This is a genomic window from Amycolatopsis speibonae (assembly GCF_042647925.1).
Classification (GTDB): domain Bacteria; phylum Actinomycetota; class Actinomycetes; order Mycobacteriales; family Pseudonocardiaceae; genus Amycolatopsis; species Amycolatopsis speibonae.
The window spans coordinates 24528-39713 of sequence record NZ_JBHRWK010000164.1 but is presented as its reverse complement, the minus strand read 5'-3'; the positions used below and the strand labels follow the sequence as shown (position 1 = coordinate 39713).

The following is a 15186-nucleotide window of genomic DNA, read 5'->3' as shown; positions in this document are numbered from 1 at the left end:
CCTATCGGGGGATGATCAGAGCGGCGTCCGCCGCTTTCGCGCATTCGCGCAGCGCGTCGGCGGGTGTGGCCTCGCCGAGCAACACGGAGACGATCGCGGTACCGAGCGCCGCCGAAACCTGCGGGTAGGCCGGATGCACCGGCCGGACCTTGGCGTACTCGAGTGTGCCGACGAACACCGGCAGACCCGGTGTTTCGGAGGTTTTCTCCTGCCATGCGGGCAATTCCTGCGTCCGGCGGCTGAGCGGGAGGCTACCCGCGCCGATGTCCCAGCGGACGTCCTGTGCCGGATCCGTCAACCAGGACAGGAAGGTGCGCGCGGCCTGGACACGGTCCTCGCCGTTGTCGAAGACCGTCCAGGTGTCCGGGCCGGAGATGGTCATCGGACGGCCGGAGAAGCTCGGCAGCGGCACGATCTCGTAGTCCATCCGGGCTTCGGTGATGTCGGGCAGTTGCCAGGGCCCGGTGACGACCATGCCGATGTTGCCACCCGTGAACGCCTGGTACATCTGCTCGCCGCCGGGCTTCGGGTCGACATAGACGCATTTCGCCGCGGCGAGGTCGCGGACCACCTCGAGCGCTCGCACGCCCTGGTCGGCGAACCCGATCCCGCGGCCGCCCGCGCCGATGACGTCACCGCCGAGGTCCCACACCATCGGCCACAGCCGCCACACGGTGTCCTCGTCACCCGATCCTGGCCAGCCGGTGCCGAAGGTTCCGCTGCCGGCATCGGTGAGTTTCCTCGCCGTGTCGACGAATTCGGCCCACGACCATCCCGCGGAAGGCAACGGCGTCCCTGTCTTCTCGAACAACGCCTTGTTGCACGCCACCGCCAGCGAATCGAGCGCCGACGGCACGGCCCGTATCCGGCCGTTGACCGTCACCGCGTCCCGCGCCACGGCCCAGAAACCGGGTCCGGCGTCGACGAGATCGGTGACGTCGACGACCTGCGGGCTCCGCGCCACACTGGCCAGATCCGGACCGAAGACGTAGGCGATGTCCGGATAGGATCCCGACGCGAGCGCCGCGGTGATCTTCTGCAGCATCGCGTCGGCGAGCACGCCGCCGCCGAGATCGATCCGGATTCCGGGATGGGTCCGGTGGAAGTCCGCGACGAGCACGTCGAGGACCTTCTTCCCGGTGTCGGTCTGGCCGTGCCAGATCTCGACGGTGACCGGGCCTCCGGTGCTTCCGGCCGGCGCCGGGGCACAGGCTCCCATGGTCGCGCAGAGTGTCAGTCCGCCGAACCCGCGCAAGAAACCCCGCCGGTTCAAGGCTGCGGACGAGCCACGGACGTCCATCACATCCTCCTGGTCAGCAGGTCTTGCGGACGTAACCGGACGCGCCCGCGGGGAGGACATCATGGTCACGGCGGACGATGCTGAGCGAACCGCCCCACTTGTCGCAGGCGTTGGCGAGACCGGCGTCGGTGTACTCGATGGCGATCACGTTGTCTCCGTACGCGGGGATGTATTCATCGCAGTTGTCCTGCTCGCCGCACTCTTCTACGACGGCGAAGTCCAGCCCGTTGGCCTGGCGCTGCCCGGCCAGTTCCGAGGCGTTCTTCTGCCCGATCGCCAGGCCCTTTTCGTGAGCGTGAGCGGAAAGCAACCGGATGTAGGCCTGGGCGTCGCCGTCCGACAGCAGGCCATTCGAGCGCGTGAAACTGTCGAAGTTGTCGAGCTCGATCGCCTGGTAACCCTTCGCCGCGCAGTCATCGGCCCAGCCGTTCACCTTCGCCGCGACCTGCTGCCGCTTGTCCGTGGTCCGCAGATCGAGCAGGGCTTCGCCCCATTCCACGTCCATCACGATGGCGCCGTTCGCGCCGCGGAGCGCGAGGTCTCCCCACTCCCCCTCGGCGCGAGGCTGGGCTTGGAAAGCGTTGATGTAGCAGATGTTGTAGAGGCCCGCCGCGGGCGGGGCGGTGTGGTCGCGGCTGACGACCCGAACCCCGGATGGCGGCGCGTAGGGGCTGCCGATCTGATAATCGAAACCGGCCTTGACCGGCGGCGGGGCGAAGGCATGTGCGGGCGTGGGTGCAGGTGCGGGCGGGGGTGCGGGCGGGGGTGCGGGCGTGGAGGTGGGTTCGGGTTCGACCGTAGCCGAGCAGGCGGCGCCGGCCACGACGACGACGGCGCACAGGGCGGCGACGGCGAGAACGCGGGAAGTGTGCATCATCGAACTCCGGATGAGGGTGGGCACGACCCCGCCTCAGACCACATACACGTCCTGGCGACTCAGTCCGGGCTCGCAGCGAAGGCCGACATACCGGCTGGGCGTACCTCTGACGTCGGGGCGTCCATTCCGACGTGCTCAGCAGTAAATATGAGCATCATCGAAAATGTCAAGTGCTCGATAGTGCACTTTTAGGTGATCCTACGGACATGTTCGAGCACAATGGGTGATTTCTTGGGTGATCCATCGGCCGCTGACGATCTGCGACCGCGTCGGTCGGCCACAACCCTGAACGCCATGAGCGACCGTCCCGAAGTCACGGACGTCGGTGTCCTGGCCGCCGAGCTGCACGACTCGTCCGATCCGGCGTCACCCGGCCCGGCGGACAGGAACGAACCGGGGATGAGCCACTGCGTGAAGTCGGCGGTCATCGCAGCCTCAGCACCAGGGATTCGAGGCCGTGCATGGCCGTGCTGTCACGCCAGCGCAGATCGTCCACGGCGGACACCACCTCGATGTCGGCGAACCGGTCCAGCAGACACCCGAAGGCGATCTCGCCCTCCAGCCGGGCCAGCGGCGCCCCGAGACAGAAATGCACACCATGACCGAACGCCAGATGCCCGCCCCGCGGCCGGGTGATGTCGAGCCGGTCGGGGTCGGTGAAACGAGCCGGATCGCGATTGGCCGCCAGCCACGACACCATGACGAAGTCACCCGCCGGGATCACCACACCCGCGATCTCAACCTCTTCGGTGGCGTACCGGGGTGAAGACAGGATATTCGGCGTCTCGTGCCGCAAGAACTCCTCGACCGCTGCCGGCATCAGACTCCGGTCCCCCCGCAACAGCGCGAGCTGGTCAGGATGGCGAGACAGGCTCAGGACACCACCACTGATCAAGTTCACCGTGGTCTCGAAACCACCGATCAGCAGCACGACCGAAACCGCGATCAACTCCGCCGAATCGAGCCGGTCACCGTCCTCGGTGGCATACACCAGCCGCGAGAGCAGATCGTCGGAAGGACTTTTCCGTTTGGCCGCGATCAACCCGTACAGGTAACCCGCCATCTGTCTCGTCGCCGCGCCCGCCACCTCGGTCACCCCGCCGTCGACCATCGTCTTCGACCACGAAGTGAACCGATCGTGGTCCTCGAACGGCACACCCAGCAGCTCGATGATTACTCGGATCGACAGCGGGTAGGCGTACGACTCCAGCAGCTCCACCGAATCCCGGCCCGACATCGCCTCGAGCAGTTCGTCCGCGATCTGCTCGATCCGCGGCCTCAGCGGCGCGATGGCCCGGCCGGTGAACGTCTTCGCGACCAGCTTGCGCAGCCAGGTGTAATGAGGCGGGTCCAGATCGAGCAGATTCATCGCGAAGTCCCCGAAAAACGGACTCTCCTCGTACCCGCCCAACGCCATCCGATGCATCCGGTCGTACACCCGGTGGCTACTGAAACGGGGATCGGCCGCGACAGCCCTGGCCTCCTCGTACCCGGTCACCAGCCAAACGGGCATACCGCTGGGCAACACGACAGGGCGGATCGGTGCGCACTCACGCAGCTTCGCCCCGACTCTGTGCCCGTCCTGAACGAAGTCGTCACCGAGCACGAGCGGTCCAGTTTTGTTCATGGCTTTCTCCTTATGCTGCAACGGTTCAACCACGACGAAAGTCAGCAGCGCCACCAGGACGACGCATGCCGAAAGCCGTCGCGGGAAAGAACGGATCACACAAGGCCGGCCTTGCCGAGGTAGGGGTACTTGGCCTGATCGCGGACTTCGATCCCCGCCACGGTCTTGCGCGCGAGGCTCAGCACGTCGGCCTGGCCCCACACCACGGTGTTGCCCCGGTCGAACATGACCTCCTGGACTTCGTCCCACGCCTTGGCACGTTCGGCCTTGTCCGCGCTGGCGATGGCCTTGCGGAAGGCCGCGGTGAACCCGTCGTCGTTCAGAGCGAGCGACGGGTCAGCGCCGAGCCTGCCGTACATCACCGCCAGCGGGACCGCGCCGCTGGAAAACGCGATCCCGTTCGCGGCAGCGACCGCGCTCGGCTCGAGGAACTCCTGCGGACTCACGATGTCCACTCGTATCTTCAGCCCGATCTCCTTGAGCTGCTCGGCCAGCAACTGAGTGGACGCGTTGTAGCCGACTTCCCACTCCGCGGTGCGGATCACGATCTCCGCGACGTCGGCACCGGACTCTTTGACCAGCCCCCTGGCCTGGTCGACGTCGCGAGCCAGCGGTGCGCGCGACATGAAGTGCTCGGACTCGGCGCACAGCAGGTCGTTGCCGGGCGTCCCGTAGCCCAGAAGGACGGCGTTCACCAACTCTTGCCGTGCAACCGCCAACCGCACCGCCTTACGCGCCCGCGGGTCGTCGAACGGCTTGATGGTCGTGTTGAGCACCCACCCGTAGGCCGTCCGGTTCGTCTCCCCCGCCGTGCGAATCTCGAAGTCTTCAGGAAGACTGGATTTCCCCATGGCGAAAGGGATATCGCCCGCGTAGTCGGCCTGGCCGGTGACGACCGCGTTCACCCTGGCCCGCGGGTCGCTCAGGCTCAGCAGCACCAGTTCATCCGCCGGGGCCTTGCCCGCCCAGTGACCGTCGAACCGTTTGAGGCGTGACTCACGGCCGGCTTTGAAAGCCTCGACCTGGTACGCGCCGGTGCCGATGGCCGTGGCGCCGGTGAAGGTGGCTCCGTTCTTCACCATCTTGCCGGGAAAAGCCGCCAGGAACAGAGCCGGATCGCCTACCGGCTGACGGGTGGGGACCACGACCGCGAACCGGTCGCGGATCTGGGCCTTGTCGAAGTCGAAGTACGCCGAGAGCTGACTGAGGTAGGCCCGATCGGGGGAACTCATGAAGCGGAAGCTGTAGATGACGTCGTCGGCGGTGAAAAACGAACCGTCGTGCCACTTGACGCCCTCACGCAGCCTCACCACGAACGAGGTTGCTCCCGGACCGACCTCGACCGCTGTCGCCAGCGCGGGTGCGACCCTGCCGCGTCTCAGTGTGAACAGCGAATCGAACACGACGTCGCCACGGACGAAGTCGGCGGGCGAACCGCTACCGAACGGGTCGAGGCTTTCGGCTGCCCCGCCCCCGGTGAAGACCGCGCCCAGCGCACCTCCTTGACGGGGCACGGCGGGACCGGTGTTCTCCCCCGGTCCGGTCGTGGGAGTGGCCGCGCTGCAGGCGTTGAGCAAAATCCCCGCGCCTGCCGCGAGCCCGGCCGTTCGCAACACGACACGACGGTTGATGGACATGGGAATTCCCTCCGTGAGTTCAGCGGGGCGGAAAGATTGCGCCGTGCGGCCCAGCGCTCCGCCTGAGCGACGTTCACCTCGGTGTCTTCGCTCCCGATCACCGAGGTGACAGGGCAGCTGGGCTCCATACCCGGCACCTGCCGGTATGTTTCGGCGAGCCGTAAGTCCTCACGGATCGCAGGCATGAGGACCGACCGGGCGTCCGGGTCTTCCAACAGGGCCTCGTCCGTGCCGTCAAAGCCGACGAGTTCCTTCACCACGGCATCGTCCGGCATCAAGTGCATCGCTCCACCCTGCGGATCCGATGGTGCTCGACGTCCTGAAACCACGAGCCGCGCGGACGTCACACAATGCCGGAATTCCAGGGTCCGAGCCACCTCATAGGCCACGAGTGCGCCGAGGCTGTGTCCGAAAAGGACGATCGGCCGGTCGTCCAGCGAGACCAGGTCCGAGGCGAGGTTCTCAGCGAGCGTTGACATCCCCGCTGTGAACGGTTCGACCAGCCGGTCCTCCCTGCCGGGGTGCACCACGCGAGCCATGGCCAATGGCCGGGGCACGCGACAGCGCAACCACTTGGTCCGCCTGATCACAACAAGTCCCTCTCGAAGGTCACGCACAATGATCAAGATTTTCACCGTGCCGAGCACCGTCGCCCGCTATCTGACAAGAGTCGATTTCATCTACTGTGGCGGTGAACACGTCGGAAATCCCTCGACTTGTCAACCTCCCGACCGAATCCTTTGCACGCCAAGAGATGCGATCCCTCCGGGCGGACAGTCCGCACTCAGTCGAACCATGCGGAACCCAGGTTGGCCCACGCAATCAAGCGCACCCGTCATGACAACCCGTCCGGTCCAGCGATTGGGGACTATCGGGCAAAGAGGCATGCTCAAAGTGCAACTTTTGTGCGCGGGTCATAGACCGGTCGAACACCATCAAGTGCTGACGCGCCCGCTGTGACACACAAGTCTGTTACGGACGAGGCGAACGGGCCGACCTATCAGAATGACCGACAGGAGGAGCCGGTAGATGGGGACGGATCGTGTTGTCCAGTTGCTTTGGGCCCCTCGCTCTGTTGCGTTCGACAACACCGACGGCACCCGGGAAATCTTGGCCTACTACGGCTTCGCTCTGGTCCGTTCCTGTTCCGGCCGGGCAATCGCCGCGACCTGGGTGCCCGTCGGAGAGAATCCCACCTTCGCCGACGACGAAGCCTTGATCACGACGCTACGCGCGGCCTGGGCCTGGGGCGGCGGGGTTGCCTGAACCATGAGCTTCGCGAAGTTGCGCTCGCTCAACCGATCGGCCGCGCGTGACTGGAGTGCTCCCACGACCGAGATCAGTGCTACAGTCCCGATGATCACGACAGGCAGCGCCCAGAACGCGAGGTTCCGGCCCACTGCCTACAGCAGAGCGACGATCACCACCACTGCGGTGAGAGAATCGTCAGGTCGCGCGAACAGTTGCCGCGGTCAACGCGTCGACAGGTGCCGGACGCTCACAAGCCACCTGTCCGAATCCCGGAGTGGAGCCATTGGTGCAGCTCCTCTCGACCTTGGTGCACATCGGCTGTCAGAACCGGGTTTTGCGGCGCCGGATCTGACAATCTTGCCTTGGACAGGGAAACGCCGGGGCGGATCTTTCGCCTGGGAGGAGCGCCCATGGAGAATCTCGATCCGGCCTGGCACACGACCGAAGCCGAAGGGGCCGTCGGAACCGAGCCTGCCGAGCCACACCAGAACGCACCGTCGCAATCGACTGGAGTTCGTCGACTCGGGTTGCTGGCCAGCCTGGTCGCGATCACACGGTTACCTTTGTTGCACGAGGCTCAAGCGGTCGTTCAGCGCCATGCGCTCGAACAGCACGCCGTGTGGCGTTGTCCACCGTCGAACATGGCGGGTCTCCCGTTCTGCTGGTGGGAGGGCTGGGCAGCACACCAGCCCTGTTCACTCCCATGCGAGATCTGCTGCGACGGCTCGATTGTCAGGTCGCGATCGCTCCGGTCCGCCTCGGCATCGGGTGTGGCGAGATGACCGCGCGCATGATTGAGAACGCCTTGGCGGATTTGACCGAGGCGGAGTCCGCTCCGGCCGTGGTCATCGCGCACAGCCGCGGCGGACAGCTCGCCCGATCCGTGGCGGTACGGAGGCCAGAGCTTCTGCGGGGCCTGATCACCCTGGGAGCTCCGCTGACTCGCATGCTCGCTGTCCATCCGTTACTGCTCGCGCAGGTCGCGGTCCTTGGTATTGCTGGGGCACTCGGCGTGCCCGGGCTCCTTCGACCCGGCTGTCGTTGGGGGGCGTGTTGCGCAGGCCTGCGGGCCGACCTCACCGCCCCGTTTCCGGAGTCCTTGCCTTTCCTGTCGATGTACTCGCGGGACGACCGCGTCGTCGACTGGAGAAGCTCTTGCGATCCGGCCGCACGTCACCGGGAAGTACCTGCGAGTCATGGCGGTCTGATCTGGGATCCCAGCATCCTGGCGACGGTCGTGGACGAACTCGTGCACATGGTCACCGGCGTGTCGCCCGCCGTCCACGACGGCGCCGATCGCCGGTCCGCGGCCTGATACCGCTGCCGAGCACAAGAGTCAGCAAGGGCAAGGGGTGGTCCCCTTCACGCCACAGGAAGCCGGAGTCGAAACCTCGCACCATATTTGACTGACAGGCCGCCATCTCCGGTAACACCGTGTAGTCGACCATTTCGCCAATCGATGGCTTCTCACTCCTCTCGATCATGCGCCCGAGTGGCTCAGCGCTGTCAGGCGCTTGGGCACGGAGCGGATTAGAGAGTCCATGAAGAACCATCGGTCATCTTGGTTTCAGTCCCGGAGCAGCGACGCACTTGCGATGAGTGACCACGGGCCGGCATTTCAACCGCACGCCTGACACAGCTGAATGGAGTGGAAGATGACCAGCCTCGCATCAGTCAATGCCGACATCAACGCCGCCGTCCGGTCGGCGACGTTGAGTTACTGGAGCGATTTCGGCTGGCCTGTCCGGGCCGCCGGAGCCGCCGTCCTGCTTTCGTTGCCGCCCACCATGGCGGCACTGGCCGTCTCCGCCGACCTGGCACGACCGTTGCTCGAAAGGGTCGAGTCAGCCGGCTTCCACGGTGGAGTACTCCGCCTGATGGAGGAAAACAGCCATTGGGTCTTTCTCGTCACCCGTCCACGGCACTGGCGCGTGGCGCCCGGCCAGGCGATTCAGTTGCTGCCGGAGAGCAGTGATCTGCGACTTCCGTGCGGACTCGAACTGCCCAACGCGGCGGTTTGGCTGCGAGAGCCACAGTCCACGGACGATGCGCTGTTCGACGGCGATCTGCTGCTTGGCGAACTGGCCGACATAGTCGCGGAGTGGCCTGTCTGGCACGCCGACCGCAGCGCCGCGTAAGACCCGAGCACCGGTTCATGCGCTCTCTCAGCCACCGAGTGGGCGGCCGGTCTCGATGAGATGACTCACCTCGGGTGCGAGTTGGTTGACTGCCCCGAATCTTTTGATCAGCTCGGCTACACCGGCTGTCCGCAAGCCCGCCGTTGTCAGCTCACCATTGAAACGCATGCAGTACGTGCGGGGCGCGTGAAAGGCATGTGCCCCTCGCAAGGCCTCCTGCTGGCCGGCGATCATGCTTCGCCAGGCGTCCCCCACCGACAACCGGGACAGCGCCAGGCGATCGGGCAGAACAACCTCGAGCGCCGCGTGGTACTGGTGCTCGGACGCCTTGCGATGCGACAGTGACCGGGCACTGTGGTCCGCTACCTCGCCAGGGTCCTCGTAGGGCTCGAAGAGATGGCGACGGACTTTGAGGATGCACGGATCCTGTGCCAACCCCGGCGCGAACTCGTCCGCCACCCAGGCGTGGAACGCGTCCGGTGTCACACCGTCGGCGCGTTGAAGAAAAACCATCAGTCGCAACACGCCAGGGTCACCGCACGGCGCCGGGTCGGCGAGGCGGTCGACGACGGTGCTCGAGCCGTCGCCGAGCGAGCTGTAGCCGACGGTCTCCTCGAAGATCACCGGATCGTCCTGGATGAGCGGCCCGATGTTGGCGACAAAGCGGGTGACGTCCTCGTCGGTGAGGAACGTCGGCTCGGGAATACCGTCGAAGCGCAATTCCTCCGGCAGCCACCAGTCGACACCCGGAACCCTCGGCCAGAGGTCGCCTTCGTCGTAGGAGACCCAATGGGTCCACAGGGAGTGGATACCGGGAAGCCGACATGCGACCTGCACGTGGACGTCGCGCCAATAGGCGTAGAAGTGGTCGACCGAAACCGACCGGCGACGACGCAATGTGTAGAGCAGGGTGAGCGCGGTGTGGGGATCGCGGCCGTCCGCCGGGACAGCGCCTTCGGCCTGGTGTAGTGCGGTTGTCATCGATCCATTCCTCCTTGGAATGCGTCGGCGATCGCGCGCTTCCGCCCACGGTGTTCGCCGACACAGAGGTGAGCTTGACGATCATGTCGACGTCGTCCGCGGTCACGATCGAGTAGCCGATGCCGATCCATCCGGGACGGTGGCGTCTGAAGCGCCACGCCCAAGCGGTCTGGGGCGTCGTTCACAGAACGGGACAGTGCGGCGCCGATCGGCAGGCCGGAACCCGAGTCGCTGATCCATTCGGCTGAAATAACGGCCCGCACTGCGGTGCAGACCGGTGAACGCGGGTTCCTCGGCGAGATGTAATGGATGGCCGTTGGTGCGAGTGAAGCCGGAAGTCGGTGCAACGCCATATCTCCGTCCCCTCGACAAAGCGGCGACGCAAAGCTAAACCCGTGCCGTGCTCCAGAGCAAGAACACCAGACCAAGTGAACCGCTCCGGGTTTCGATGGAGGCTCCTCGTGTGAGTGAGGCGCGCTTTTGTGCTCGGAGTGACAGAATAGACCTGCTCAGGTGACTGCCGCACGGCCGCCTCGCACCGCTGTTCGACGGGACCGCTGTTCGACGAGACGGACGTTCGCGGGTCGCGGCTTGATCCACAATGGAACGCGATGTATCTCGACCGAACGCTTTGACCGCAACAGCCAGATACTCGACACAGACAAGAAGAAGCCCGCGACCAAAAGGTCGCGGGTCGCATCCTCCGGACAAGGAGTGATCCGTGAAGACCGACCGTGCGATTCCCCTGGCGCGGGGAGCAGTCCCACTTCTTGGCCACGCACGGGCACTGTCCCGTGACCCGATGCATTTCCTGAAGTCCCTTCCCGAAGATGTCGACTTGATCGGACTCCGACTCGGCCCCAACCCCGTCGTCCTCGTATGTGACCCCGAACTGACCCAGCAGGTGCTCACCGACGACAGCACCTTCGACAAGGGCGGGCCACTCGTCGATTTGGTCGCGCCGCTGGTCGGCGACGGCCTCGCGACCTGCCCGCGAAGCCGGCACCGACACCCGCGCCGTCTGCTCCAACCGCTGTTCCGCCCCGGCCGCTTGGAGGACTACGGCGAGAAAATGGCTGCCGCGATCGACTCCGTCATCGGCGACTGGCGCGACGATCAAGTGTTCGACGTACCAGCCGAGATGCGCAGGCTTACGATCCGCGTCGCGGTGGAGGCACTGTTCTCCGGTACCCTCGCCCCCGCCGTAGCCGATCAAACCGCAGACGACTTCACCGCGGTTCTCGTCGGAATCGCCCAACGAATGGCAAGGCCACCCGTCGCCGACCGGCTCCCGACCCCGACCAACCGTCGTTACTACGCTGCCCTCAAGCGTGTCCGGGAGACCGTCCGTGACGCCGTCGAACGTCGCCGGGCCGACGGTACCGGCGAGGACGACGTGCTGGCTCGGCTGCTCACCACAGGAGCCGACGGCAAACCTGTCCTCAGCGAAAGCGCGATAGTCGACCACGCCATCACCTTCCTCATCGCACCCACGGCGACGATCGCGAGCGTGCTGGGATGGGCGTTGCACGTACTGGCCGAGCATCCCGATATGCAAGACCGGCTACACGCCGAGATCGACGTCTTGCTGGCCGACAAGCCTGCTAGCTCCGACGTTCTGGCCAAGCTCGAACTGACTCAACGCATCGTCACCGAGTCCCTCCGGATGTACCCGTCGCTCTTTTTCGCGCCACTACGCATCGTCACCACCGACACCGACCTCGGGCAGCACCGCCTCCCGGCCGGCACGGTCCTCGCCTTCAGCCCATGGCTCGTCCATCACCGAAGCGACCTGTACGAAGATCCGGAGCATTTCGACCCCGATCGGTGGAAGAACACCGAGTTACCCATGCCCTCCCGCAACGCATTCATCCCGTTCGGCTCGGGCGCCCGTCAATGCATCGGCCTCGACTTCGCTTACCAAGAGATGGTCCTCGCCCTTGCCACCATCGCGTCGCGCTGGCGCCTCGAACCGGTGGCCGGCAGTCCTCTCCCTCCTCGCGCGGCGGCCAACTTGACAGCACGAGGCTTGCGCGTGCGCACTGTCCTTCGGCGACCGTCCGGAGCGGAGAAGTGCTCGAGGCCCGTCGACCTCGACGGTCGATCGGTTCGAACACCTGACGGAAACCACAGGCCGACCCAGCGACCGGGATGGCTCATCTAGTGTCGCGAGTCGGAAGTTCGCGCCGTAAATGGGTGATGGAGTCTGGTCACTCGTCGCTGGATGAACCCCACCTGCCGCTCGCGGTCCTGTCAGGACCCGAATTCGCCGACAGCGCCGGACCTTTCGCGACACGTGATGGGTGGCTGGGCGCGCGGTACGCCGAACAGTGTGGCGTAGTGCCGGACCGCGGCCCTCGCTGTGTGGATTTTGGTGCGTTGGATGATGCTGTTGGCGAATTCGTGGCCAAGCGAAACTCTCCTGGCGTGTTGCTGGGGACCACGCGCGTGACTGGACGGCGATCACGTGTGTTCGGACGGAGAACTCGCGTGACTGGATGGAGAACTCGGCCGCGGTCGGACTGGGCCGCGTGTTCTCCACCCAGTCACGCGTGATCTCCGCCATGACACGCGTGATCTCCCTCCAGTCACGCGTGTCATGGCGGAGATCACGCGACGACCCGGAGGTCCTTTCGCTTAGCCACGAATTCGCCAACAGCATCGTTGGATGACCCGAAATCCACACAGTCCCGGGCGAGGAGCCCGGTGGCCACCTGGTCCGGAGGGGGTGTGTGGAAATAGGGACACTCAACGTCCCTATTCCCACACACCCTTCACCCGGCGTCACCTTTGCCTTGCCCAAGAACCCGAATCGCCACTCACGGTAGCGAATCATTAGTGGTCGCGGCCCATCCGGCGAGCTGATGTCCCTCTCTGGAAGCTTCGAGCACCGGTTCCCGCGACAGTGATGACGGTCTTACGACAACGCGAGATCTGTCATCACCGGTCCCGGTCTCGTAGTTGCTCGGTGAACCACCCGGCCAGTTGGATGCGGTTGGTGAAGCCGAGCTTGGCCAGGATGTTCTGCACATGGCCCTCCGCAGTGCGCTCGGCGATCACCAACCGAGTGCCGATGTCCTTGTTGGACAACCCTTCGGCGACCAACTCGGCGACCTGCCGCTCCCGCCGGGTCAGCGACCCCAGCGGATCGTCAGCGGTAGCCCGTGGTGGTGCCGGGGCAGCGGGCCGGGGGACCTCGCCAAGGGCGCAGGCGATCGCTTGGGCGCGCTTGAGACCGGCGCCCCTGTCGAATGCGGCCTGGAACTCCTGGTCACCCAGGGCACGGCGCGCCTGTTGCTCACACGCGTCGTGCGCGGCGCGGAACTTCGGAAAGTTGGCCAGCGGCTTGCCGCCGGCCGACGGGTAGAGCTTTTGTACCGCTCCCAGCAGCAACGCGGCCTTCTCGCTCTCACCGCGGGCGCTTGCGATCCAGGCCAGCCGCTCGACGAGCACCGCCGCTCCCAAGGAGTCCTCGAAGGTGAGCATGCCTCGCAGGGCCTCCTTGGCGTGCGTGCTCGCCGACGCCAGCTCGCCCCGCTTCCACTCCGGCAGGGACAACGAGAACAGCGTGTATGCCCGTGCCCACCGCTCGCCGTACTGGTCGCAGAGCGCACATGCCTTCTTTGCCAGCGCGATCGCGCGGTCGAGGTCACCGCTGTATGCGAGTATCCCGCTCAGCCGGTGATGGGCGAGGATCATGGTGCTGCTCGGCTTGCCAAGGGCTTCGAACTCGGTCAGGGCTTCCTCCAGCAGAGCCCGCCCGCGCGGCAGGTCACCTCCGGACCATTCCGCGGTTCCCAGCGTGAACAGGGTCTGGGCCAGCACGGTCTGATCACCGTGCGACCGGGCCCACTGCCGGCACTCGGTGGCCATGTCGATGGCGGCGACATGGTCCTGCGCGACCGCGAGGTCGGCGGCGGCCCACAGGGCGGTGGCCCACGCCTGGCTCGGCGTGTCGTCCAGCGCGAGCATCTGGTCCAGCCAGTGCCGTCCCTCGGCCACGAGACCGCAGCCGAACCAGTAGAAGTGCAGGGCCGCGGCCAGCCTCAGCCCCACCTGGGACTCGCCTGGGGTGCTCGAGCAGAATTCCAGGGCAAGCCGCAGGTTGGCATGCTCACGCCGGGTCCGGGTGGCGATCTCCAGCTGGTTGGCACCGAACCAGTCGGCCGCGCCCTGCTCGGCCAGCGCCAGGTAGTAGTCCCGATGCCGCCGACGCAGCATCTCGTCGTTCTCTATGGCCCTCAGCTTGCCTCTGCCGTAGTGGCGGACGGTGTCCAGCATCCGGTACCGAATCCTCGCGCTGTGCGCGTCGTCGTCCCTGACCAGAATCGACTTGTCCACCAACCCGGCCACCAGGTCGATCACCTGGTCTTGCGCCAAGCCCTCGCCGGCACACACCGTCTCGGCCGCGTCCAGATCACACCCGTCAGCGAACACCGACATCCGTACCCACAGCTGTTGTTCTACAGATGAGCACAACTCGAAACCCCAGTCCAGCACCGCCCGCAGCGTCTGATGCCGTGGCAGCACGACAGGACTGCCCGAGGTGAGCAGCTGGAACCGGTCATCGAGCCGGAGCAGGATCTGCTCCGGCGTCAGTATCCGCACGCGAGCCGCGGCCAGCTCGATCGCCAGCGGCAGCCCGTCCAGCCTCCGGCAGATCCGCGCAATGGTCGTCCGGTCGGTCTCGGTGACCTCGAACTCGGGCACCACCGCCGTCGCCCGCTCCACGAACAGCCTGATCGCGTCATTGGCAGCCAGCTCACCCGACGTGACCAGGTCCGGATCGAGCAGCGGCAGAGGCAGCACCGGCAGGATGTGCTCGCCAGGGGTGTGCAGAGCCTGCCGGCTGGTGGCCAGGATCCTCAGCCGCGGTGCCGCCGCCAGCAACTCACCGGCAAGCACCGCGCACCCGTCTCCCAGATGCTCACAGTTGTCCAGCACCAGCAGTACTTGCTTGTCTCGCAGGTGGCGCACCAACGCCTCACGCAGCGACCGCGCGGACTGATCACGAAGTCCCACCGCGTTGGCCACGGTCTGCTCCAGCAAGGCGCCGTCCTGTAGCGGGGCCAGCTCGACAAGCCACACCCCATCGGAGAACGCCCGATGTGACTGCGTGGCCACCTGCAGTGCCAGCCGGGTCTTGCCCACCCCGCCCGCGCCTGCCAAAGTCAGCATCCGGACCCCGGGCAACACCTTCTTCACCGCGGCCATCTCCCGCCGACGCCCGACGAAGCTGGTCATCTCGGCCGGTAGGTTGCCCCTTTGACGTGTGGACACCACTCCGCAACACTAGCCCCGAATTCGACGCGGCGCAGTTCGCCCTGACGAGCCTGTTAGGACAGCCTCGCCGACCGGAGCATCGCCTCTCGAAC

The 15186-nt window shown here is 65.9% G+C and carries 10 protein-coding genes and 1 pseudogene; 4 read left to right on the top strand and 7 right to left on the bottom strand.

Annotation, left to right across the window (positions count from 1 at the left end):
• Nucleotide 1: 1 nt before the first annotated feature.
• The 5 genes and pseudogenes from ACFOSH_RS44450 to ACFOSH_RS44430 form a co-directional block, all read right to left on the bottom strand.
• Entirely contained in the window at nucleotides 2–1300 is a 1299-nt protein-coding gene (locus ACFOSH_RS44450) for an ABC transporter substrate-binding protein (RefSeq protein WP_378247941.1), read from the bottom strand.
• 13 nt (nucleotides 1301–1313) lie between these two features.
• A complete protein-coding gene (locus ACFOSH_RS44445; protein ID WP_378247939.1) occupies nucleotides 1314–2201 on the bottom strand; it encodes an endo alpha-1,4 polygalactosaminidase in 888 nt (295 codons plus the stop codon).
• Nucleotides 2202–2601: 400 nt separating this feature from the next.
• The gene (locus ACFOSH_RS44440) at nucleotides 2602–3804 is read right to left on the bottom strand and encodes a cytochrome P450 family protein (protein WP_378247937.1); all 1203 of its coding nucleotides are present in this window, start codon (nucleotides 3802–3804) and stop codon (nucleotides 2602–2604) included.
• 95 nt (nucleotides 3805–3899) lie between these two features.
• The gene (locus ACFOSH_RS44435; protein WP_378247935.1) at nucleotides 3900–5441 is read right to left on the bottom strand and encodes an ABC transporter substrate-binding protein; all 1542 of its coding nucleotides are present in this window, start codon (nucleotides 5439–5441) and stop codon (nucleotides 3900–3902) included.
• A gap of 50 nt (nucleotides 5442–5491) precedes the next feature.
• Nucleotides 5492–5998, bottom strand: a pseudogene (locus ACFOSH_RS44430) (thioesterase II family protein); the annotation flags it as partial.
• Between the two features lie 472 nt (nucleotides 5999–6470).
• On the opposite strand from ACFOSH_RS44430, the gene ACFOSH_RS44425 reads away from it, so the two are divergent.
• The 3 genes from ACFOSH_RS44425 to ACFOSH_RS44415 all read left to right on the top strand — a co-directional run bounded on the left by ACFOSH_RS44425 (nucleotide 6471) and on the right by ACFOSH_RS44415 (nucleotide 8830).
• Nucleotides 6471–6707: a hypothetical protein gene (locus tag ACFOSH_RS44425; RefSeq protein ID WP_378247933.1), complete on the top strand. Its 237-nt coding sequence runs from the start codon at nucleotides 6471–6473 to the stop codon at nucleotides 6705–6707.
• Between the two features lie 688 nt (nucleotides 6708–7395).
• Nucleotides 7396–8007, top strand: a complete 612-nt coding sequence (locus ACFOSH_RS44420; RefSeq protein WP_378247931.1) for an alpha/beta fold hydrolase — start codon at nucleotides 7396–7398, stop codon at nucleotides 8005–8007.
• 340 nt (nucleotides 8008–8347) lie between these two features.
• The gene (locus ACFOSH_RS44415) at nucleotides 8348–8830 is read left to right on the top strand and encodes a hypothetical protein (RefSeq protein WP_378247929.1); all 483 of its coding nucleotides are present in this window, start codon (nucleotides 8348–8350) and stop codon (nucleotides 8828–8830) included.
• Between the two features lie 27 nt (nucleotides 8831–8857).
• Here the strand turns inward: ACFOSH_RS44415 and ACFOSH_RS44410 are convergent, their stop codons facing one another.
• Nucleotides 8858–9811, bottom strand: a complete 954-nt coding sequence (locus ACFOSH_RS44410; RefSeq protein ID WP_378247927.1) for a hypothetical protein — start codon at nucleotides 9809–9811, stop codon at nucleotides 8858–8860.
• 721 nt (nucleotides 9812–10532) lie between these two features.
• On the opposite strand from ACFOSH_RS44410, the gene ACFOSH_RS44405 reads away from it, so the two are divergent.
• Nucleotides 10533–11975, top strand: coding sequence for a cytochrome P450 (locus tag ACFOSH_RS44405; RefSeq protein WP_378247925.1), 1443 nt, complete (start codon nucleotides 10533–10535; stop codon nucleotides 11973–11975).
• Between the two features lie 776 nt (nucleotides 11976–12751).
• Here the strand turns inward: ACFOSH_RS44405 and ACFOSH_RS44400 are convergent.
• Nucleotides 12752–15055: a LuxR C-terminal-related transcriptional regulator gene (locus tag ACFOSH_RS44400; protein WP_378247923.1), complete on the bottom strand. Its 2304-nt coding sequence runs from the start codon at nucleotides 15053–15055 to the stop codon at nucleotides 12752–12754.
• Between the last annotated feature and the right edge of the window lie 131 nt (nucleotides 15056–15186).